This window comes from Pseudomonas sp. DVZ6 (assembly GCF_024259445.1).
Lineage (GTDB): Bacteria > Pseudomonadota > Gammaproteobacteria > Pseudomonadales > Pseudomonadaceae > Aquipseudomonas > Aquipseudomonas peradeniyensis.
Genome location: NZ_JANCLM010000039.1, coordinates 15,615 through 35,504, shown reverse-complemented (window position 1 = coordinate 35,504; position 19,890 = coordinate 15,615). Strand labels below are relative to the sequence as shown.

Sequence of the window (19,890 nt, the reverse complement as noted above, 5' to 3'; positions counted from 1 at the left end):
CGCAGGCCGCGCCGGTGGTTTCCCAGGTTGCACCCGTTTGAACCACGCGGGTGATGGACCGGCCAGACAGACGGCGTACCAGGGTGCCCACCCCGCCCTCGTCGTCGCGCTGAAGAATGCCTTTGCAAGACAGTGAGTTACCTCCGGTTGGCGGCGGCCGTCGGGAAGGCGCGGGCTTTCCCGGCACGTTTGTTGAAAACGCAGGCCACAACCGCCTGGCCGGGCCGCAGGTGCAGTACTGGTGGTGTGTGTACTCCGGCCATCGCGTCAGCCCGATGAGCGACAACTACAAGAAAAAAGACCTGGAGAACCCCATGCAACAGAGCAGATCGCAAGTGGTCGAGCAGCATGGCCTGTTCGAGCTCGACGCCGGCAGCGACGTCCTCGACAGCCCCCGCTACAACCACGACATCGCCCCGACCAAGGTGCACCAGCGCACCTGGAACAAGTGGCACATCACCGCGCTGTGGGTGGGCATGTCCATCTGCGTGCCCACCTACACCCTCGGCGGCGTGCTCACCGCCTACTTCGGCCTGAGCGTGGGCGAGGCGCTGCTGGCGATCCTGCTGGCCAACCTCATCGTGCTGATTCCGCTGACCCTCAACGCCTTCCCCGGCACCAAGTACGGCATCCCGTTCCCGGTGCTGCTGCGCGCCTCGTTCGGCGTCTTCGGCTCCAACGTACCGTGCCTGATCCGCGCCGTGGTGGCCTGCGGCTGGTTCGGTATCCAGACGATGTTCGGCGGGCTGGCCATCCACCTGTTCCTCGGTTCGCTGTTCGCCGAGTGGAAGGCCCTGGGCGGCACCGGTGAGGTGATCGGCTTCATGCTGTTCTGGTCGCTGAACCTGTGGGTGGTGCTGCGCGGCGCCGAATCGATCAAGTGGCTGGAGACGCTGTCGGCGCCGCTGCTGGTGGCGGTGGGTGTCGGCCTGCTGTTCTGGGCGCTGCCGCACATGTCGATGAGCGAGCTGCTGGCGCAGCCACCCAAGCGCCCCGAGGGCGCCAGCGTGGTCGGCTACTTCTGCGCCGGGCTTACCGCCATGGTCGGCTTCTGGGCCACGCTGTCACTGAACATCCCCGATTTCAGCCGTTACGCGAAAAGCCAGAAGGACCAGATTCTTGGACAGATCTTCGGCCTGCCCCTGACCATGTTCCTGTTCGCTTCGCTGGGCGTGATCATGACTGCCGCCTCCGCCTCGCTGGTAGGCAAGACAGTGTCCGACCCGGTGAGCCTGATCGGCCATATCCAGAGCCCCGGCTGGGTGGCCCTGGCCATGGCGCTGATCATCATCGCCACGCTGTCGACCAACACCGCGGCCAACATCGTCTCGCCCACCAACGACTTCCAGAACATCGCCCCACGCCTGATCGGGCGCAGCCGCGCGGTCTGGCTGACCGGCTTCATCGGCCTGGCGCTGATGGGTCACGAGCTGCTCAAGAAGCTTGGCTGGATCGTCTCCGACCTGAGCCTGGAGAGCGTCTACTCCAACTGGCTGCTGGGCTACTCCAGCCTGCTCGGGCCGATCGCCGGGATCATGGTGGTGGACTACTTCCTGGTGCGCCGCCAACAGCTGGACCTGGCCGGGCTGTACCGCGACGACGTGTACCCGGCCTGGAACTGGGCCGGGTTCGTCGCCTTCGGCGTGCCGGTGGCGCTGACCGTGATGGCCATCGGCAACAGCAGTTTCAGCTGGTTCTACGACTATGGCTGGTTCACCGGTTCGCTGCTGGGTGGCGGGCTCTACTACGCACTCGGCGGCCTCGCGGTGCGCGGGCCGGCGCGGCTGGCCAAGCCGTTGCCGTGATGCTCCCTGTGGGAGCGGCTTCAGCCGCGAAGCAAGCGACGCAGTGGATGGCACCGGCTTGGCCGGTGTTCGCGGCTAAAGCCGCTCCCACAGGCCCCTGCTAAATCGATAAGTGATGTGCAGCGCCATGAGAGCCGACTTGCCGGCGAACAGGGCCGAAGAATAAAACAACCTGAGGAGGCACCCATGACCACTCCCGCCAAGGAAGTCCTGCAGTCCACCGAACAGCATGTCAGCAGCGCCCGCCTGTGGCAGTCACTGATGGACCTCGCCTGCCTCGGCGCCACGGCCAAGGGCGGCGTCTGCCGCCTGGCGCTGACCGACCTCGACCGCCAGGCCCGCGACCTGTTCGTGCAGTGGTGCGAGGCGGCCGGCTGCACGGTGAGCATCGATGCGGTCGGCAACATATTCGCCCGCCGCCCAGGCCGCAATCCCAAGCTGCCACCGGTGATGACCGGCAGCCATATCGACACCCAGCCCACCGGTGGCAAGTTCGACGGTTGCTTCGGTGTGATGGCCGGGCTGGAGGTGATCCGCACCCTCAACGACCTGGGCGTGGAGACCGAGGCACCGCTGGAGGTGGTGGTGTGGACCAACGAGGAAGGCTCGCGCTTCGCCCCGTGCATGATGGGCTCGGGGGTGTTCGCCAGCAAGTTCACCCTCGAACAGACCCTGGCCAAGCGCGACGCCCAGGGCGTGAGCGTCGGCGAGGCGCTGAACGCCATCGGTTATGCCGGCAGCCGCGTCGTGACCGGCCACCCGGTGGGCGCTTACTTCGAGGCGCACATCGAACAGGGCCCGATCCTCGAGGACCAGCGCAAGACCATCGGCGTGGTGCTCGGCGCCCTCGGCCAGAAGTGGTTCGACCTGACCCTGCGCGGTGTCGAGGCCCACGCCGGCCCAACCCCCATGCACCTGCGCAAGGACGCTCTGGTCGGCGCCGCCGCCGTGGTCGAGGCGGTCAACCGCACCGCCCTCGCCCACCAACCCCATGCCTGCGGTACGGTCGGCTGCCTGCAGGCCTACCCTGGCTCGCGCAATGTGATCCCCGGCGAAGTGCGCATGACCCTGGACTTCCGTCACCTCGAAGGCGAGCAACTGGACGCGATGATCGCCGAGGTGCGCCAGGTGATCGAGGCCACCACCGCGAAACACGGGCTGAGCTACGAGCTGGTGCCCACCGCCGACTTCCCCGCCTTGTACTTCGACAAGGGCTGTGTCGAGGCGGTGCGCAACTCTGCGCGCAACCTGGGCCTGGCGCACATGGACATCGTCAGCGGCGCCGGGCACGACGCGATCTTCCTCGCCGAGCTGGGCCCGGCCGGGATGATCTTCGTGCCCTGCGAGGGCGGCATCAGCCACAACGAAATCGAGAACGCCGCCCCCGAGGACCTCGCGGCCGGTTGCGCGGTGCTGCTGCGGGCGATGCTGGCGGCATCGGAGGCGATTGCCAGCGGGCGGTTGGCGGCCTAGCAGCTTGTATGAGCCCTTGCGGTGAGAGGGCTGCGTGGGAACGGGCTTGTCGGAACGCCGCACCGCCCGGAATGCAGGCGACGCGATGCATGGCACGGGCGGTGCCGGTGTTCCGGGCGGTGCGGCGTTCCGACAGGCCCGCTCCCACGTTACACATTCACCGTCCGTGAGCCTTGGCTTAGCCCGGTGTCGGCCCCTTGGCGCAAAATTCCCGCGCGCGGCGGTATACTCGCCCACCTTCGAACCGCGCCCGGGAATCCGCCATGCAGCAAGTCCTGCTCATCGTCGATGTGCAATCCACCTTCAGCCCCTCCGAGAAACTGGTGGATGGCATCCGCGTGCTGTCGGCGCACATCCCCACCATCGCCTCGATCGAGCTGCACGACGAGCAGGTGACCCCGTTCCAGCGCCAGCTCGGCTGGCACCCGGCTGCTGAAGATGTGGCCCTGGTCGAGGCGGACAAGGTGTTCGTCAAGCATGGCTACGGCCAGACCACCGAGACCCTCGACTACATCAAGCGCCTCGGCGTCGAGCGGGTGCTGGTCTGCGGGTTGCAAACCGAAACCTGCGTGCTGGCCGCCGGCTTCGCCCTGTTCGATGCGGGCCTGACGCCAACGCTGGTTACCGACCTGACCATGGGCTCTTCGCTGGACCGCTCCGGGCAGCTGGGCATCGACCTGTGGAAACACCACTTCGGCCACGTCACTACCGCCGCCGAGGTGCTGTCCGGGCTGCGCGACCCACGAGGCAACCCATGAGCGCCAAGCGCGTATTGATCGTCGAGGACGACGCCGATAGTGCAAGCATTCTGGAAGCCTACCTGAAGCGCGATGGCTTCGAGGTGGACATCGCCGAGGACGGCGCCCGCGGGCTGGCCCTGTTCCGCCAGCGCACGCCAGCGATCGTGCTGCTGGACATGATGCTGCCAAAAATGTCAGGGCCGGAGCTGCTGACCGAGATCCGCCGCGGCGCCGACACCCCGGTGATCATGGTCACCGCCATCGGCGACGAGCCGGACAAGATCGGCGCCCTGCGCTACGGCGCCGACGACTACGTGGTCAAGCCCTGCAACCCCAAGGAAGTGGTGGCCCGGGTACACGCGGTGCTGCGCCGCTACGGCGCATCGGCCGACAGTCGCCAGCGCCTGGAATGCCTGGGCGTCTGGGTCGATGCCGAGCGTTTCGTGGCCGGGGTGCGGGCCAGCGATGGCGAGGAGCAGGTGCTCGACCTGACCCGCTCGGAACTGCTCCTGCTCGCCGCGCTGCTGCGCACTCCGAGCAAGGCCTTCAGCCGCGAGGAACTGCTCGAATTGTGCATGCCCGAGAGCGATGCGCTGGTACGTATCATCGACACCCACGTGCTCAACCTGCGGCGCAAGCTCGCAGCCCTGGGCGTCAGCGGCGCGCTGGTGACCGTGCGCTCCGTTGGCTATCGGTTCCGCTGACCGCCATGAGCAAACGTCCGCTATGGCTGTGGGTCGGCCTGAGAATGACCCTGCTCGCCGTTGGCGCGGTGATCACCATCACCGTGTGCATGTACCTGTACTTCTGGATCAGCGACTACCTGGTGCTGCAGTCGATGCGGCCCGAGGACCGCGCCGCGCTGCTGGCCGGCCTGGCCGATGTGCCGCGCAACGAGTCCCGGCTGTGGCAGTTGCTGCAGACCTACTACGACATCCACGACTTTCTCCCCGGCCCCGGCAACAGCATCGACTGGCTGGTGCTGTACGGCTTTGTCATCGTAGTCATCCCGTTCACCCTGATGGTCGGCCTGTACCTGTCCAGGCCGCTGTCCCGGCAGTTCCGCCAGATCGCCGTAGGGGCACGGCGGGTGGCCGAGGGCGACCTCAGCGTGCGGGTCAGCCAGCACCCGCGCCAGCCCAAGGAAATGCAGCGCCTGTGCACCGACTTCAACAAGCTGGTCGAGCGCCTGGCGCTGTACGAAAGCGAAGTGGCCGAGTCGAGCTCCAACCTGGCCCATGAACTGCGCACCCCACTCAATGCCGCGCTGGGCCGGGTACAGGGGATGCTCGACGAGGTGTTCCCGCTGTGCCCCGAGCAACTGCGCCTGGTGCAGAACCAGCTGTACAACCTCAATACCCTGGTGGGCGACCTGCACCTGCTGTCCCTGGCCCATGCCGGGCAGCTGCCCCTGCACATCAGCCTGTTCTCCCCGGCCAGGCTGGTCGAGGAGCGCCTGGCCTGGTTCGCGCCGCAGTTCGAGGCAGCCGGAATGCAATTGCACACGGCGCTGGCCGATGACGTGGTGATCGAGGCCGACCCGGCGCGGGTTGGCCAGCTGATCAACATCCTGATCGAGAATGCCCTGAAATATGCCTCCGACGGCCGCGAGCTCAGCGTCGCCGTGTGCCAGGCCAAAGGCTGCGTGCTGCTGGAGTTTCTTGATCGTGGGCAAGCGGTCGAGCAAAAGGACCTGGGCAACATGTTCGTGCGCTTCTGGCGCGCCGAACAGTCACGGGCACGGGTCAGCGGTGGTGGTGGCCTGGGCCTGTCGATCGCCCAGGCGATCTGCGAGGCCCATGGCGGCCGCATTTCAGCGCAGCGCCGGGCCGAGGGCGGGCTGGCGCTGCAGGTGACATTGCCTCTGGTCACCACAGCCTGAAGGCTTCACACGTTGCCCTGTAGGAGCGGCCTTGTGCCGCGAAAGGGGCGCGTAGCGGCCCCAGGATCTCTACATCATGCAAAATCGCCGGGGCTGCTACGCGCAGCCCTTTCGCGGCACAAGGCCGCTCCTACAGGGGAACACAAGCGCGGCTCCTGCCCTGATCGAGCTTCAGGGACACTGGCAGGTGGTTGGGCCGAACACCGGCCCGGCACATGGATCCTTACCTGGACCAAACACCGGGCACGACGCCTGGGCCGTGGCGACGAGCCCCCACGATAGCAGCACAGCCAACATGGCTTTCTTCACGGATAACCTCCTGGTCAATGATTGATTCTTCCTTGCGCCCTCAGGCGATCAGGGCTCGCACACGCAGGTCGTGGGGCCCAGCACCGGACCTGCGCACGGATCCTCCCCTGGCCCCAGTACCGCGCAGTCGGCCTGTGCCGTCAGCGAGAACATCCACAGCAGCATCGCGGCTGCCAGCCATTTTCCATTCATGATGACCTCCCTGGTCGAAACATCGATTGCGCCCATACGCTCGAACGTCGGGCATGCAACAGAAAAGACCATCCCCGCAAATGCGCCAATAGACCAATGTCTAGTGCTGCAAAACCGCACCCGATCACCAACGCAGCAGCCGAGGCCCTGCCAACGCCCCGACGACGGTCGGCAGCAACATCCCCAGCAGGTACCACAGCCCCCAGAACGGCACCGTCATTTCCGGGCAGTGCAGGCAGTACACGAGGGTCGCGGTGGATCCGGCGAGCAACCCGCCGGCGGCGCCTGCCTGGCGCAGCCGGGTCGGCGCCAGGCCGCGCAGGGCCCAGAACACGGCGGCGAATACGGGTGCCGAGAGCAGGGCGATGTTCAACGCGCAGGTGCGCCAGGTGCGGCCGAAGATCAGGTCGGCGCGGGCCTCCACCGGCGCGCCGGCCAGGCTGACGGCTGCCCCCAGCCACACCAGCAGCAGCGGCAGGCCGAGCAATCCCCACAGCGCGCCGCCGCGCACACCTGGCCTGGCCAGGCGCTGGGTCAGCCACAGGGCCAGCAGGCCCAGGCTGGTGGGCAAGGCCAGCTTGGCCCAGAACAACGGCGTGCGCGCCACCTCGGCCAGATCGCTGCGCACGCCGTAGATGGCCACGGTCATCAACAATGCGCCCAGCATGCCGGCCAGCAGCGCCAGCAGCAGGCGGCGCGCCAGCACGTGACGATCCACCGGCTCTGCGGCGGTCGCCAAAAGGCTGATCAACTCATCGGTCTTCATGGTCGTCTTTACCTCGAATCAACCTTCCCAGGGCCTTGAGCCCCCGGTGTATGCCCACCTTCACCGCCGAACTGGACAACCCGGTGATACGCGCGGTTTCCTCCACCGACAGCCCTTCCAGCTTGACGTGGACGATGGGCAGGCGCTGGCGGTCGGGCAACTGCCCGAGCAGCTTGTTCAGGTCCCGGCTGGCCTGGGCCGGCTCTTCTTCGCCACAGGCGAACAACTCGCTGTCATCCTCCAGCGGCTCGTGGCGCGCCTCGCGCCGGGCCTGGCCGCGCCAGTGGTCGGCCAGCTTGTAGCGGGCGATCGCCTGCACCCAGGCGGTCAACGGTTGCTGCGCCTGGTAGGTGTGGCGGGCATTGTGCACCGCCAGCAGCACCTCCTGCAGCAAGTCTTCGACCTCGGCCGGTCGTTGCGCCAGGCGCCGACGCAAAAAACCACGCAAGTGCACCGCCAGCGCCGCGAGGAATTCGCGATAGGCCCCGGCGTCACCGGCCAGACCAAGCAACAGCAGGGCCTGCAGCTGTGATTCGCGTGCACTGAGCACATCCTGTGGGTTAGTTCGTTGCATCGGCCGCCGGGGTTACACCGTCTGTGGGTTTCTTTTTTATCCAACCATCGCCGCAACGCCCTGCGCAAGCACCGACGCCGCTTCCTTACCTTAGGTGGCCGGCGCAGGTGGCGAAAAATATTTTGCAAGCGCTGTAACCGCCTCGCCTATCGCCGCGAACTACTCCATGAGCCGCCGGTACATCGCCACGGCCCCATCTTCTGGAGACGACACCATGAAAACCCTCGCCCTCGCCACCGCCGCCCTCGCCCTTGCCTCGCTGGCAGGCGCAGCCCTGGCCGACGACACCACCAAGGCGGCCACCATGGAGAAATGCTACGGCGTGGCCATGGCCGGCAAGAACGACTGCAAGGCCGGCGCCGGCACCACCTGCGCCGGCAGCGCGAAAAAAGACTACGACGGCATGCAGTGGAAAAACGTGCCGACGGGTACCTGCACCTCGATCAAGACCCCCAACGGCATGGGTTCGCTGACCCCGATCAAATCCTGAGCACAGGCCATCGACCATGAACGGAAATACGCCGATGGGCGCAGGGCTCGGCCTCAAGGCCGAGCACTATGACCAGGCCTGGGCCTGCCACGCCGAAGGGTTGTGGTTCGAAGTCCATCCGGAAAACTACATGGTCGGCGGCCCTCGCCTGGCCTGGCTGGCGCGGATGGCCGAGCGCCATCCGCTGTCGCTGCACGGCGTGGCACTGTCACTGGCGGCGGATGCCGAACCTGACGCCACGCACCTGCGGCGCCTGCGTACCCTGATCGACCAGGTACACCCGGGCCTGGTGTCGGAACACCTGGCCTGGTCGACCTGGCGCGGCCAGTATCATCCGGACCTGCTGCCCTTCCCCCGCAGCGACGAGGCCCTGGCCCGCATTGCCGACAACATCCAGCGCACCCAGGACGCTTTGGGGTGCCGCATCTCCATCGAGAACCCCAGCCACTACCTGCACCTGCAGGGCCATGACCTGGATGAGATCGACTTCCTCGCCGAGCTGGTGCGACGCACCGGCTGCGGCCTGTTGCTGGACGTCAACAATGTGTACGTCAGTGCCTACAATCTCGGCTTCGATGCCGCCAACTACCTCGCCCGTTTCCCTGCCCAGGCCATCACCGAGATCCACCTGGCCGGACACCGTCACGACGCCCAGGGCGCACTGCTGGTCGATTCCCACGACGCCGCCATCGCCGCGCCGGTGTGGTCGCTGTACCAGCAGTTGATCGCCCGCATCGGTCCGCGTCCGACCCTGATTGAACGCGACGGCAACATCCCCGCGTTTGACGAACTGCTCGCCGAACGCGCCCTCGCCCAGGCCACCCTCGACCTGGCAGGAGCCTTGCCATGAACCTGCGCCTCGGACAGTTCCAGAATGCCTTCATCGACGCCGTCTATCAGCGCCCCGCGCCTGAGCTGGCGGCACTGACAGCACAGCCCGCGTTCACGGTGTACCGCAACACGGTGCTGGCCGGTTGCGTCGAGGCCCTGCGCGCCAACTTTCCCAGCGTCGAAACCCTGGTCGGGCGCCAATGGATGCACGACGCCACCGCGGAATATGCCCGGCAATCGCCGCCCTGTGATGTGCGACTGATCCGCTATGGCGCGGCGTTTCCGGCATTTCTCGAGGCGTTGCAGCCCGTCCATGGGCTTTGCTACCTGGCGGACGTCGCACGGCTGGACTTCGCCTGGTGCGAAGCGTTCGGCGCCGACGACGAGCCCTGGCTGACATTGGCCGACCTGGCCGGCATGACCGCCTCGGACCTCGAACGCAGCCACTTGAGCCCGCGCTCCGGCGTACGCTGGCACTGGTTCGACCAGCATCCTGCCTACAGCCTCTGGCACCACAGCCGCGACGGCAGGGCCTGGCCCGAGGATCGGCCCTGGGTGGCCGAGGGCGCCCTGCTCAGCGGCGCCCGTGAAGGCGTCGTCCACCAGCCGTTGAGCCTGGGGGGATGCACCTTCCTCGATGCCTGTGCCGCCGGCTACACATTGGACAAGGCCTCACAGCTTGCCCTGCACGCCCAACCCGACCTGGACTTCAGTGACCTGCTTGGCGGGCTGCTGAATGCCCGGGCCTTGCGCCCGCTCGCCTTCACCTGAGGAAAACGCCATGGACATCAGCCACGCCAGCCCATCGCCCCACGGCCTGCGCCTTTACTGGAACCGCGCCGCCGCACAGCTGCAACGCTTGCTCGGCGACAGTGTCCTGTGCCTGGTCGCCCGCCTGGGCATCGCCTCGATCTTCTTTCTGTCCGGTCGGACCAAGGTCGAAGGCCTGCTGAGCATCACCCCCGGCACCTACGAGCTGTTCCAGAGCGAGTACGCCTTGCCACTGGTGTCACCCTGGCTGGCGGCGCACCTGGCGACTTACGCCGAGCACCTGTTCCCGCTGTTGCTGGTGCTCGGCCTGTTCACCCGACTGTCGGCCCTGGCCCTGCTGGGCATGACCCTGGTGATCGAGATCTTCGTCTACCCGGATGCCTGGCCCACCCACCTTTCCTGGGCCGGCCTGCTCCTGCTGCTGATCGCCCGGGGCGGCGGGGCACTGTCCCTGGACCGGGTGCTGCGGTTGCGCTAAAGAAAAAGGGTTGCCAGGCTAATGCCTGTGGGATTGCGCTTCATCGCACTTATTGGGGCTGCTTTGCAGCCCTTCGCGGGTAAACCCGCTCCCACAGGATCGCGCAAACGCTGAAGCGAGCGCTGTACTTGTGGGAGCGGGTTTACCCGCGAAGGGTCGCGCAGCGACCCAACGGTCTTAACTGACTGGCATTAGTCGCCAGGCGACCCTTTTCACTCATTCGAGCGGCTCGGCTCAGAGCCCTGCCGCCCGCGCCCGCGCCGCGTGCAGTTTCTTGTAGCTCTCCACCAGGCGCAGGTGGCGGTCCAGCCCTTCGAGTTGCAGGTTGGTCGGCGTCAGCCCATGGAAGCGCACGCTGCCATCCACCGAGCCCAGCACCGCGTCCATCCGCTCATTGCCGAACATGCGCCGGAAGTTGTGCTCGTAGTCGGCCATCTCCAGCTCATCGTCCAGCACCACCTCCAGCACCACGTTCAGCGCCTGGTAGAACAGCCCGCGCTCGACGGTGTTGTCGTTGAACTGCAGGAACATCTCGACCAGCTCCTTGGCGTCCTCGAAACGCTGCAGCACCAGATGGATCAGCAGCTTCAGTTCGAGGATGGTCAGCTGGCCCCATACCGTGTTGTCATCGAACTCGACGCCGATCAGCGTGGAGATGGTGGTGTAGTCATCCACCTCGGCGTTGTCCAGGCGCTTGAGCAGCAGCTTCAGCGAACGGTTGTCCAGCTTGTGCAGGTTGAGGATGTCGGCCCGGAAACCCAGGGCGCGGTTGGTGTTGTCCCAGATCAGGTCCTCGACCGGATAGATCTCCGAATAGCCCGGCACCAGAATGCGGCAGGCGGTGGCGCCGAGGTCGTCGTACACGGCCATGTACACTTCCTTGCCCAGGTCCTCGAGGATGCCGAACAGGGTCTGCGCCTCCTGCTGGTTGGAGTCCTCGCCGTGGCCCGAGAAGTCCCACTCGACGAACTCGAAGTCGGCCTTGGCGCCGAAGAAGCGCCACGACACCACGCCGCTGGAATCGATGAAGTGCTCGACGAAGTTGTTCGGCTCGGTCAGCGCCAGGCTGTCGAAGGTCGGTTGCGGCAGGTCGTTCAGGCCCTCGAAGCTGCGGCCCTGGAGCAGCTCGGTGAGGCTGCGTTCCAGCGCCACCTCGAAGCTCGGGTGAGCGCCGAACGAGGCGAACACGCCGCCGGTGCGCGGGTTCATCAGGGTCACGCACATCACCGGGAACTCACCGCCCAGCGACGCGTCCTTGACCAGCACCGGGAAGCCCTGCTCCTCCAGCCCCTGGATGCCGGCGACGATGCCCGGGTACTTGGCCAGCACTTCCTGCGGCACGTCCGGCAGGCACAGCTCGCCTTCGAGGATCTCGCGCTTGACCGCCCGCTCGAAGATCTCCGACAGACACTGCACCTGCGCCTCGGCCAGGGTGTTGCCGGCGCTCATGCCGTTGCTCAGGTACAGGTTCTCGATCAGGTTGGACGGGAAGTACACCGTCTCACCGTCCGACTGGCGCACGAACGGCAGCGAGCAGATGCCACGCTCCTTGTTGCCCGAGTTGGTGTCGTACAGGTGCGAACCGCGCAGCTCGCCGTCGGGGTTGAAGATCTGCAGGCAGTGCTCGTCGAGGATCTCGGCCGGCAGCGCGTCCTTGGGCCCTGGCTTGAACCACTGCTCGTTGGGGTAGTGCACGAACGCCGCGTTGGCGATGTCCTCGCCCCAGAACTGGTCGTTGTAGAAGAAGTTGCAGTTCAGCCGCTCGATGAACTCGCCCAGCGCCGAGGCCAGCGCCGCTTCCTTGGTCGCGCCCTTGCCGTTGGTGAAGCACATCGGCGACTGCGCGTCGCGCACGTGCAGCGACCAGACGTTGGGCACGATGTTTCGCCACGAGGCGATCTCGATCTTCATCCCCAGGCCTGCGAGGATCGCCGACATGTTGGCGATGGTCTGCTCCAGCGGCAGGTCCTTGCCCGGGATGTAGGTGGTGCTGTCGGACACCGGCATCAACAGTGCCTGGGCATCGGCGTCGAGGTTGTCGACCTCCTCGATGATGAACTCGGGGCCGGTCTGCACCACCTTCTTCACGGTGCAGCGGTCGATGGAGCGCAGGATGCCCTGGCGGTCCTTTTCGGAAATGTCCTCGGGCAGCTCGACCTGGATCTTGAAGATCTGGTTGTAGCGGTTCTCGGGGTCGACGATGTTGTTCTGCGACAGGCGGATGTTCTCGGTCGGAATATCGCGGGTCTGGCAGTACAGCTTGACGAAGTACGCCGCGCACAGGGCCGACGACGCCAGGAAGTAGTCGAACGGCCCCGGGGCCGAGCCGTCGCCCTTGTAGCGGATCGGCTGGTCGGCGATCACCGTGAAGTCGTCGAACTTGGCTTCGAGACGAAGGTTGTCGAGAAAATTGACCTTGATTTCCATGCGCAGGGGTACCAAAAGCGGGCGGGAACGGATAAATGGCGGGCATTATCCGGGATTTTTGCCGGGAAGTGTTGGCTGGCGACGAGTTGGAGGTCGGCCGCTCACCTGCATGCGGTGCCCGGGCTTTTCAAGGTGTTCGACGTTAGCGTTGCAGCGCCTATGAGATCGAGCGCCGCCCACGCGGCGCATCGCGACGCAAGGCCGCTCCCACATTTGTTGCAACGTGCCGAACCTGTCAGGCCATGGTTGCCCGCCTTGGCGCATGTCTTGAGACAGGTGGAGCGACAGTGGTGCCCACGCTGAAACCGCGTTGTACCAACAAGGCGGACCAGGTAATGGCACAGGAGAAATTGGCCCGAAACAGATGTGGGAGCAACTGTCTTGCTCAATTTTTAGAATCTGGCGCGATCCCTGTGGGAGTGGGTTTACCCGCGAAGCAGGCGACGCGGTACCTGGCACCGGCTATGCCGGTGTTCGCGGGCAAGCCCGCTCCCACAGCGACCGTGCAGCCCTAAAGCCACGCGCCACGCCTGTGGGAGCGGCCTTGTGCCGCGATGCGCCGCGCGGGCGGCGCTCGATCTGATAGGCGCTGTAACGGTTGCGGTGGACACCTGGAGGCCCTCACCCGGTCAATAACCCTTACACCCCAAAGGCCATAAAAGGGACAACCCCAGGCCCGAATCCGCCGCGATGCCTACTCCGCCCTGAAACTCCAGACGATCTCGACCACCCGCGACGCCAGGATCAGGTAGACCAGGCACAGGGTCACCTGCAGTACCGTGTGATAGGGCAACTTCGCCAGGCGGTGCAAGGTATCGCTGACATTCAGCAGAAACAGCAGCGCCGACACCAGGATCAACCCCCAGCCGGTGAAACTGAACACCCACAGCCCCAGCAGGACCTGCTGGTTGCCGTGGATCGCCTCGGTGCCTGCGGCGAACAGCAGCGCGCACACCAGCAGGTTCTTGAAATTGTCGAAGACCTTGGTACTGAGGTCGGCGTCGAGCAGTGCGAGGTACTTTTTCCAGAGTCTGCGCATGGGGCTCTCCCACGGATACGGTCGTCAGCGCAAGTCTAGGCCAGCCCTCTCAAGGTGTTCGGCGTCTCTCAGATCGAACGCCTGGCGTTTTTCTTGACGATGGCCTTCATCCGCGTCGCGGCCCGCTGCACGGTCGCCATCTTCTCCGGGCGTTTCATGCCCCGCCATTTGCGGATCTCGTCCCGGGTACGGCCGCAGCTCACGCACAACTCGCTGTTGAGCTGGCACAGCGAGACGCAGGGGTTGTCGATGTCTTTGGCCATGGTGCGCTCCAATGTCGGGCGCGCATGATAACGGTTCGGCTACCGCCCTTGAACCGACCAATCCCTGAGGGAGCGGCGCCGGTGGCTCGCCATTTCCCGCTCAAGCCCTCTAAAATGCCACTTTCAGCCTGAACGGAAGCAAGCCATGCCCGCCTCACTGATACGCCCTTCCGCTGCCCCACTGCTTGCGCCAGGGGAAACCGTGTTGCTGTTCGACGGTGTGTGCAGGCTGTGCAACAGCTGGGCGAGGTTCGTTATCCGCCATGATCGCCACCTGCGTATCCGCCTGGCCACGGTCCAGTCAGCGCAAGGCCAGGCCCTGCTGGCCTGGGCAGGCCTGCCGGTGACAGCGTTCGACACCATGGCGGTGATGCAACCCTCGATGCTGGTGGATGCCTTCAACCCGGTTTCGCTGAATGTGGCGGGGATGGCGCTGTGTGCCGTGGCCTGGCTTTCCCGCCAGGACGCTGCAAGCCAGTCCCCCGCGAATATCCCGAGCCATTGCTGAGCGACTGTTGCCACAGCAACACCCCACTGCTGCGCCACCAGCAGCCCCGCTCGCAGCCCCTGTAAAACCGTAGCCTGATCCCTGGCACGGCGATTGCGATACCTCGGTATCACCCGCCGTGCACAAGGTTCGCCATGTCCCCATTCAAAGCCCTCACCTGGCTGGTCTCTCCCCTGGCCCTGCTCGCCTTGTGGGCTGCAGTCGCCGACGCCGCACTGTTCCCGGCCAACCTGCTGGTGCCGCCCCTGGAGGTCTGGCGCAGCTTCGCCGACCTGCTGGCCACCGGCGAATTGCAGGAGCACCTGGCCGGCAGCCTGTCGCGCCTGTCGCTGGGCTTCGCCGCCGGCGCGCTGGCCGGCCTTGCGTTCGGCACGGCCATGGCCCTGTCAGACACGGTCGAGGCCTATTGCGCGCCGCTGTTCCATACCCTGCGGCAGATCCCCAGCATCGCCCTGATCCCGATGCTGGTGCTGCTATTGGGTATCGACGAGACCTTCAAGGTGGTGATCGTCGCCAAGACCGCGTTCTTCCCGGTGGCCCTGGCCACGGTCGAGGGCATCCGCGCCATCCCCCGCAGCCACTTCGAAGTGGCCGCCGTGTACCGCCTGCGCTGGCCGACCCTGGTCGCACGCATCGCCCTGCCCGCCGCGGTGCCGGCCATCGTCACCGGCGTGCGCGTGGCCCTGACCCGCGCCTGGGTGGTGCTGGTGGCCTGCGAGTTGCTGGCGGCCGACAGCGGCCTGGGGCAGATGATCGAGATGGGCCGGCAGATGCTGCGCATCGATGTGGTGATGGTGGGCGTGGCGATCACCGGGGTGATCGGTTTTGCCCTGGACTTCTCGCTGCGCCGTGTCGAGCGACGTCTGTCCGGCTGGCAAGTGGCCGGGAGGTGATGATGAAACTGCGCAACCTGCGTGGCCTGCTGCTGCCACTGCTGCTGATCGGCGCCTGGGAACTGGCCTCGCGCCAGGACGCCGCCGGCGCCTACGCTTTCGTGCCACTGGCAACCATCGGCCACGCCCTGGTGGAACTGCTGGGCAACGGCGAGCTGCTGGTCAACCTGCTGGCCAGCCTGGCCCGCACCAGCGCCGGCCTCGCCCTGGGCATCGTCGGTGGCGTCGCTCTGGGCGCGCTCATGGCCCTGTCGCCCCTGGCCAACCGCCTGGTGGCACCGTTGTTCCACGCCCTGCGCCAGGTGCCGATGCTCGGCTGGATCCCGCTGATCGCCCTATGGCTGGGCAACGGCGAAGCATCGAAGCTGCTGATCGTCAGCCTGGCGGCGCTGTATCCGATGGTGCTCAACACCTTCGAGGGTCTGCGCCAGGTCGATGTGCGCCATCGCGAAGTCGGCCAGGTACTGGCGCTCGGGCGCTGGCAGCAATTGCGCCTGGTCCTGCTGCCCGCCGCCCTGCCGAGCATCGCCACCGGCGTGCTGCAGGCCCTGGCCTTCGCCTGGGTCACGGCGGTCGGCAGCGAGCTGTTCCTCGCCTCCGGCGCCGGCCTGGGCAACCTGATGATGAACGCCGAGGCCGGCGCGCGCATGGAGATCATCGTGATCTGCGTGCTGTGCATCGGCCTGTGCGGCTACCTGATGACCTGGCTGTCCACCCTGCTCGCCCGCCGCCTGCTGCGCTGGCGCCCCACCCGTTGAAAGGCCCGACCATGAACGCCATCGCCCCATCCTTACCCGCCCACGTGCAGACCGGCGCGCTGAGCATCCGCAACCTGAGCAAGACCTACCCGCTCAAGGGCTGGCCCGTGCCGGTGCTGCAAGGCATCGACCTGGACATCCGCCCTGGCGAGTTCGTCAGCATCCTTGGCGCCAGCGGCTGCGGCAAGTCCACCCTGCTGCGCCTGATCGTCGGCCTGGACCCGGACTACCAGGGGCAGATCCTGCTCGACGGCCAGCCGCTCAACGGCCCGGGCCTGGAGCGCGGCATCGTGTTCCAGGACCACCGCCTGTTCCCCTGGATGACGTTGCAGCAGAACATCGCCCTGGCCTTGAAGAACCATGACCTGGGCACGGCGCAGAAGCAGCGCCTGGTCGATGAGCACATCGCCCTGGTCGGCCTGCGAGGCTACGAGCAGGCCTATCCGCACCAGCTCTCCGGCGGCATGGCCCAGCGCGGCGCGATCGCCCGGGCGCTGGTGAACAAGCCCAAGGTGCTGCTGCTCGACGAGCCCTTCGGCGCCCTCGATGCCCTGACCCGCGTGCGCCTGCAGCAGGAGCTGCAGCGCATCTGGGTGCAGGAGCGCTGCACGGTGATCATGGTCACCCACGATATCGAGGAGGCCTTGTACCTGGGCGACCGGGTGATCGTGATGGAGGCCAATCCGGGGCGCATCGGCGAGCAGGTGCAACTGGAGCTGGCACATCCGCGACAACGCGATACGGCGCTGTTGTTCCAGCACAAGCAGCGCCTGTTGGCGCAACTGGTCGGGCATTGACCTGTCCGGCGTGGGCATGGCCGGCTCGGTCATCAGCAGCTAACCGAGCATGTGGGCCAGCACCGTGGCCATCGCGCCACCGATGGCGCCGACATTAGACCGGGGGGCTCCAGGTGTTCGCCGAAAGCCTTGCAGCGCCTATCAGATCGAGCGCCGCCCGCGCGGCGCATCGCGACGCAAGGCCGCTCCTACATTTGTTGCAACGTGCCGAACCTGTCAGGCCATGGTTTCCCGCCTTGGTGCATGTCTTGAGACAGGTGAAGCGGCAGTGGTGCCCACGCTGAAACCGCATCGTACCAACAAGGCGGACCAGGTAATGGCACAGGATTGACTGGCCCAAAACAGATGTAGGAGCGGCCTTGCGTCGCGATGCGCCGCGCGGGCGGCGCTCGATCTGATAGGCGCCGCAACTCTGTCGTCGAACACGCTGCCACGAAGCGATACCTTCGCTTGGCAACATTTCGATGCAAAAATGCAACACACACCTGCGCCCGTACCGTTAGAATGGCCGCCTGGCGTGTGCTGCGTGCGCCCGGGAGCCTTCCCGAATACGGAGAACATTCATTTGTTTTCCGTGAGATTTGTCCATGTTGCACGCATGCCTCCATTCCCCATGGCCCTTCCTGCCCCGTGCCTTCACGGCGTGGGTTGCTGCGCCGCATTCCCCATCCTTCTTCTCGCCCTTCGCCGCAGTGGCCCGTCTTGTCCGGAGCCAGCGTCCCGCCGTGCCCGTTGCCCGCCGCGCCACTGCCACCGCGAGGGTGATGCCATGAACGAGGAGCGTTACATGACCGCACCCCTTCCACCCGTCAAGCCGCGCTCGATGCTGCGGCACCTGCTGGCCACCGAGGCGGCCGGCGGCGTCTTGCTGATGTTCACCGCCGCGCTGGCCATCGTCATCGCCAACAGCCCCTGGGCCAGTGCCTACCAGCACCTGCTGCACCTGCCCGTCGGCCCGGTGCTGACCGACAAGCTCGGCCCGATGACCGTGCACATGTGGATCAACGATGGCCTGATGGCGATCTTCTTCCTGCTGGTGGGCCTGGAGATCAAGCGCGAGCTGGTCGACGGTCGCCTGGCCAGTTGGGAGCAGCGTCGCCTGCCGGCCCTGCCGGCACTGATGGGCATGGCCGTGCCGGCGCTCATCTACCTGGCGGTGTCCCGTGGCGAGCCGGGCCTGGCCGACGGCTGGGCGATCCCGGCCGCCACCGACATCGCCTTCGCCGTCGGCGCCCTGGCCCTGCTCGGCCGGCACGCGCCGCTGTCGCTCAAGGTGATGCTGGTCTCGGTGGCGATCATCGACGACATGGGCGCGGTGGCGATCATCGCCGTGTTCTACACCTCGTCGCTGAACCTGCTGGCCCTGGCCGGCGCCGCCGGCATCGTCGCCGTGCTGCTGGCGTGCAATCGCCTGCGTGTGGTCAGCCTGTGGCCCTACCTGATCGGCGTGGCCGCGCTGTGGTACGTGACCCTGCTGTCGGGCGTGCACGCCACCATCGCCGGCGTGGTCGGTGCCCTGCTGATCCCCTACAGCACCGGCGACAGCGAGGCCCGCGAAGCCAGCCCGCTGCTCAAGCTGGAGCATGGCCTGGCGCCCTGGGTCGGCTTCCTCATCGTGCCGGCCTTCGGCTTCGCCAACGCCGGTGTCTCGTTCGGCGACCTGGGCCTGAGCGACATCTTCGCTCCGCTGCCGCTGGCCATTGCCCTGGGCCTGCTGCTGGGCAAGCAGCTCGGCGTGTTTGGCGGTGTGCTGCTGGCGGTCAAGACCGGCCTGGCCAGCAAGCCCCATGGCGCCAGCTGGCTGCAGATCTACGGCGTGGCGATGCTGTGCGGCATCGGCTTCACCATGAGCCTGTTCATCGGCGAGCTGGCCTTCCCCGGCCAGGCCGATAAGATCGACGCGGCCAAGATCGGCATCCTGCTGGGCTCGCTGCTGTCGGCGGTGATCGCCTGCCTGATCCTGCGTTTCGCGCCCAAACCGGCGGATTGATGCAAGCGCTCGGGGCTGCTAGGCAGTCCCGTTCAATCTACGGGTAACTGAACTTGCGTGTAGTAACTGGACCTGCGTGGGAGCGGGCTTGCCCCGCGATCGTTTCCACAGCACCACGCGGAACCTGCAGCCCACCTCACCCCCGCACCACCGAAACCCCGCCATCCACCACCATGGCCGTCCCGGTCATGAAACTCGATGCCTGCGACGCCAAAAACAACGCCGCCTCGGCGATTTCCTGCGGCCGGGCCAGGCGCTTGAGGGCATGCAGCCCTTCGACATGGGCCCGAGCCTCGGGGCTGTTCATCGCACTACGGCCCATGGGCGTATCGGTGCCGCCGGGCAGCAACGCGTTGGCGCGTATGCCGCGACTGCCCTGCTCCGCCGCAATGACCTGGACCAGCCCGACCAGCCCGGCTTTGCTCGCCGCATAGGCGGCCATGCCCGGCATGCCCACGCTGTGGCCGACAAAGGTCGAGGTGAAAATCAGCGAGCCGCCGCCACGGGCCAGCAACGCCGGAATCTGCGCCTGGGCGCAGAGGAAGGCGCTGGTGAGATTGGTGTGCAGGGTGTGTTGCCAGCCCTCCAGGGACAATTCGGGAACGGCAGCCAGTTCACCGAGGGTACCGGCATTGTTGAAGGCAATGTCCAGGCCACCGAAGCGCGCCACCGCCACGTCCACCAGTTCCCTGACCAATGCCGTATCGGTGATGTCGCCGGCCACGGCAACGGCCTGGCCTTGCCCTGCCGCCGCGATGTCCGCCGTCAACTGCTCAAGCTCGACCTCGCGCCGAGCCGTGAGCACAAGGTTGGCGCCGTGCCGGGCGAACAATGTCGCCGCAGCTCGGCCGATACCGGAGCTGGCGCCGGTGATGATTGCCACTTTGCCTGCCAGTTGCATGAT

22 protein-coding genes are annotated in these 19,890 nt (G+C 66.3%); 14 read left to right on the top strand and 8 right to left on the bottom strand.

All coding sequences use genetic code 11. The features are described 5' to 3' along the window. The first annotated feature begins 314 nt into the window (after positions 1 to 314). The 5 genes from NMG10_RS20825 to NMG10_RS20805 all read left to right on the top strand — a co-directional run bounded on the left by NMG10_RS20825 (position 315) and on the right by NMG10_RS20805 (position 5,900). Positions 315 to 1,805 carry an NCS1 family nucleobase:cation symporter-1 gene (locus tag NMG10_RS20825; protein ID WP_254465058.1) on the top strand — a complete coding sequence of 497 codons (1,491 nt, stop codon included), beginning with the start codon at positions 315 to 317 and terminating at the stop codon, positions 1,803 to 1,805. Between the two features lie 186 nt (positions 1,806 to 1,991). Beyond that, entirely contained in the window at positions 1,992 to 3,278 is a 1,287-nt protein-coding gene (locus tag NMG10_RS20820; protein ID WP_254465057.1) for a Zn-dependent hydrolase, read from the top strand. 263 nt (positions 3,279 to 3,541) lie between these two features. Further along, the gene (locus NMG10_RS20815) at positions 3,542 to 4,036 is read left to right on the top strand and encodes a cysteine hydrolase family protein (RefSeq protein WP_203652144.1); all 495 of its coding nucleotides are present in this window, start codon (positions 3,542 to 3,544) and stop codon (positions 4,034 to 4,036) included. Continuing rightward, positions 4,033 to 4,722 (top strand): response regulator transcription factor, encoded by a 690-nt coding sequence (locus NMG10_RS20810; RefSeq protein WP_203652142.1) that lies wholly within the window; start codon positions 4,033 to 4,035, stop codon positions 4,720 to 4,722. Before NMG10_RS20815 ends, NMG10_RS20810 begins: the two co-directional genes overlap by 4 nt. Positions 4,723 to 4,727: 5 nt before the next feature. Further along, positions 4,728 to 5,900 carry an ATP-binding protein gene (locus NMG10_RS20805; RefSeq protein ID WP_244670982.1) on the top strand — a complete coding sequence of 391 codons (1,173 nt, stop codon included), beginning with the start codon at positions 4,728 to 4,730 and terminating at the stop codon, positions 5,898 to 5,900. A gap of 171 nt (positions 5,901 to 6,071) precedes the next feature. Here NMG10_RS20805 and NMG10_RS20800 read toward each other — a convergent pair whose 3' ends face one another. The 4 genes from NMG10_RS20800 to NMG10_RS20785 all read right to left on the bottom strand — a co-directional run bounded on the left by NMG10_RS20800 (position 6,072) and on the right by NMG10_RS20785 (position 7,741). Next, positions 6,072 to 6,209 carry a hypothetical protein gene (locus tag NMG10_RS20800; RefSeq protein ID WP_232857492.1) on the bottom strand — a complete coding sequence of 46 codons (138 nt, stop codon included), beginning with the start codon at positions 6,207 to 6,209 and terminating at the stop codon, positions 6,072 to 6,074. 48 nt (positions 6,210 to 6,257) lie between these two features. After that, on the bottom strand, positions 6,258 to 6,401 hold the full coding sequence (locus tag NMG10_RS20795; protein WP_110738062.1) for a hypothetical protein: 144 nt from the start codon (positions 6,399 to 6,401) through the stop codon (positions 6,258 to 6,260). A gap of 124 nt (positions 6,402 to 6,525) precedes the next feature. Next, positions 6,526 to 7,167 carry a DUF1109 domain-containing protein gene (locus tag NMG10_RS20790; RefSeq protein ID WP_203652140.1) on the bottom strand — a complete coding sequence of 214 codons (642 nt, stop codon included), beginning with the start codon at positions 7,165 to 7,167 and terminating at the stop codon, positions 6,526 to 6,528. After that, positions 7,154 to 7,741 (bottom strand): sigma-70 family RNA polymerase sigma factor, encoded by a 588-nt coding sequence (locus NMG10_RS20785; RefSeq protein WP_110738064.1) that lies wholly within the window; start codon positions 7,739 to 7,741, stop codon positions 7,154 to 7,156. The genes NMG10_RS20790 and NMG10_RS20785 overlap by 14 nt, the downstream gene beginning before the upstream one ends. A gap of 214 nt (positions 7,742 to 7,955) precedes the next feature. Here NMG10_RS20785 and NMG10_RS20780 point away from each other — a divergent pair, with 214 nt between their 5' ends. Genes NMG10_RS20780 through NMG10_RS20765 form a run of 4 tightly spaced genes read left to right on the top strand, consistent with a single transcriptional unit; the run spans position 7,956 to position 10,311 of the window. After that, the gene (locus tag NMG10_RS20780) at positions 7,956 to 8,231 is read left to right on the top strand and encodes a DUF2282 domain-containing protein (RefSeq protein ID WP_203652138.1); all 276 of its coding nucleotides are present in this window, start codon (positions 7,956 to 7,958) and stop codon (positions 8,229 to 8,231) included. A gap of 16 nt (positions 8,232 to 8,247) precedes the next feature. Further along, the gene (locus tag NMG10_RS20775; RefSeq protein WP_254465056.1) at positions 8,248 to 9,081 is read left to right on the top strand and encodes a DUF692 domain-containing protein; all 834 of its coding nucleotides are present in this window, start codon (positions 8,248 to 8,250) and stop codon (positions 9,079 to 9,081) included. Continuing rightward, positions 9,078 to 9,833 (top strand): DNA-binding domain-containing protein, encoded by a 756-nt coding sequence (locus NMG10_RS20770; RefSeq protein ID WP_232857495.1) that lies wholly within the window; start codon positions 9,078 to 9,080, stop codon positions 9,831 to 9,833. The genes NMG10_RS20775 and NMG10_RS20770 overlap by 4 nt, the downstream gene beginning before the upstream one ends. A gap of 10 nt (positions 9,834 to 9,843) precedes the next feature. Next, positions 9,844 to 10,311, top strand: coding sequence for a DoxX family protein (locus tag NMG10_RS20765; RefSeq protein WP_203652135.1), 468 nt, complete (start codon positions 9,844 to 9,846; stop codon positions 10,309 to 10,311). A gap of 234 nt (positions 10,312 to 10,545) precedes the next feature. Here the strand turns inward: NMG10_RS20765 and NMG10_RS20760 are convergent, their stop codons facing one another. The 3 genes from NMG10_RS20760 to NMG10_RS20750 all read right to left on the bottom strand — a co-directional run bounded on the left by NMG10_RS20760 (position 10,546) and on the right by NMG10_RS20750 (position 14,040). Beyond that, complete coding sequence (locus NMG10_RS20760; protein WP_254465055.1) at positions 10,546 to 12,738, bottom strand: OsmC domain/YcaO domain-containing protein; 2,193 nt, start codon at positions 12,736 to 12,738, stop codon at positions 10,546 to 10,548. A gap of 694 nt (positions 12,739 to 13,432) precedes the next feature. Continuing rightward, the gene (locus NMG10_RS20755; protein ID WP_203652133.1) at positions 13,433 to 13,777 is read right to left on the bottom strand and encodes a hypothetical protein; all 345 of its coding nucleotides are present in this window, start codon (positions 13,775 to 13,777) and stop codon (positions 13,433 to 13,435) included. A gap of 68 nt (positions 13,778 to 13,845) precedes the next feature. Next, a complete protein-coding gene (locus NMG10_RS20750) occupies positions 13,846 to 14,040 on the bottom strand; it encodes a DUF1289 domain-containing protein (RefSeq protein ID WP_186734552.1) in 195 nt (64 codons plus the stop codon). A 145-nt stretch (positions 14,041 to 14,185) separates the two neighbouring features. On the opposite strand from NMG10_RS20750, the gene NMG10_RS20745 reads away from it, so the two are divergent. From NMG10_RS20745 to nhaA, 5 genes are all read left to right on the top strand, one after another. Then, positions 14,186 to 14,548, top strand: a complete 363-nt coding sequence (locus NMG10_RS20745) for a DUF393 domain-containing protein (RefSeq protein ID WP_254465054.1) — start codon at positions 14,186 to 14,188, stop codon at positions 14,546 to 14,548. 134 nt (positions 14,549 to 14,682) lie between these two features. Then, positions 14,683 to 15,441: an ABC transporter permease gene (locus NMG10_RS20740; protein ID WP_186734555.1), complete on the top strand. Its 759-nt coding sequence runs from the start codon at positions 14,683 to 14,685 to the stop codon at positions 15,439 to 15,441. A gap of 2 nt (positions 15,442 to 15,443) precedes the next feature. Then, the gene (locus tag NMG10_RS20735; protein ID WP_186715069.1) at positions 15,444 to 16,199 is read left to right on the top strand and encodes an ABC transporter permease; all 756 of its coding nucleotides are present in this window, start codon (positions 15,444 to 15,446) and stop codon (positions 16,197 to 16,199) included. A gap of 11 nt (positions 16,200 to 16,210) precedes the next feature. Beyond that, the gene (locus NMG10_RS20730) at positions 16,211 to 16,996 is read left to right on the top strand and encodes an ABC transporter ATP-binding protein (protein ID WP_254465053.1); all 786 of its coding nucleotides are present in this window, start codon (positions 16,211 to 16,213) and stop codon (positions 16,994 to 16,996) included. A 787-nt stretch (positions 16,997 to 17,783) separates the two neighbouring features. Next, positions 17,784 to 18,986, top strand: a complete 1,203-nt coding sequence (nhaA, locus tag NMG10_RS20725) for a Na+/H+ antiporter NhaA (protein WP_050706371.1) — start codon at positions 17,784 to 17,786, stop codon at positions 18,984 to 18,986. A 136-nt stretch (positions 18,987 to 19,122) separates the two neighbouring features. Here the strand turns inward: nhaA and NMG10_RS20720 are convergent, their stop codons facing one another. After that, positions 19,123 to 19,887 (bottom strand): SDR family oxidoreductase, encoded by a 765-nt coding sequence (locus NMG10_RS20720; protein ID WP_203652125.1) that lies wholly within the window; start codon positions 19,885 to 19,887, stop codon positions 19,123 to 19,125. Positions 19,888 to 19,890 lie beyond the last annotated feature (3 nt).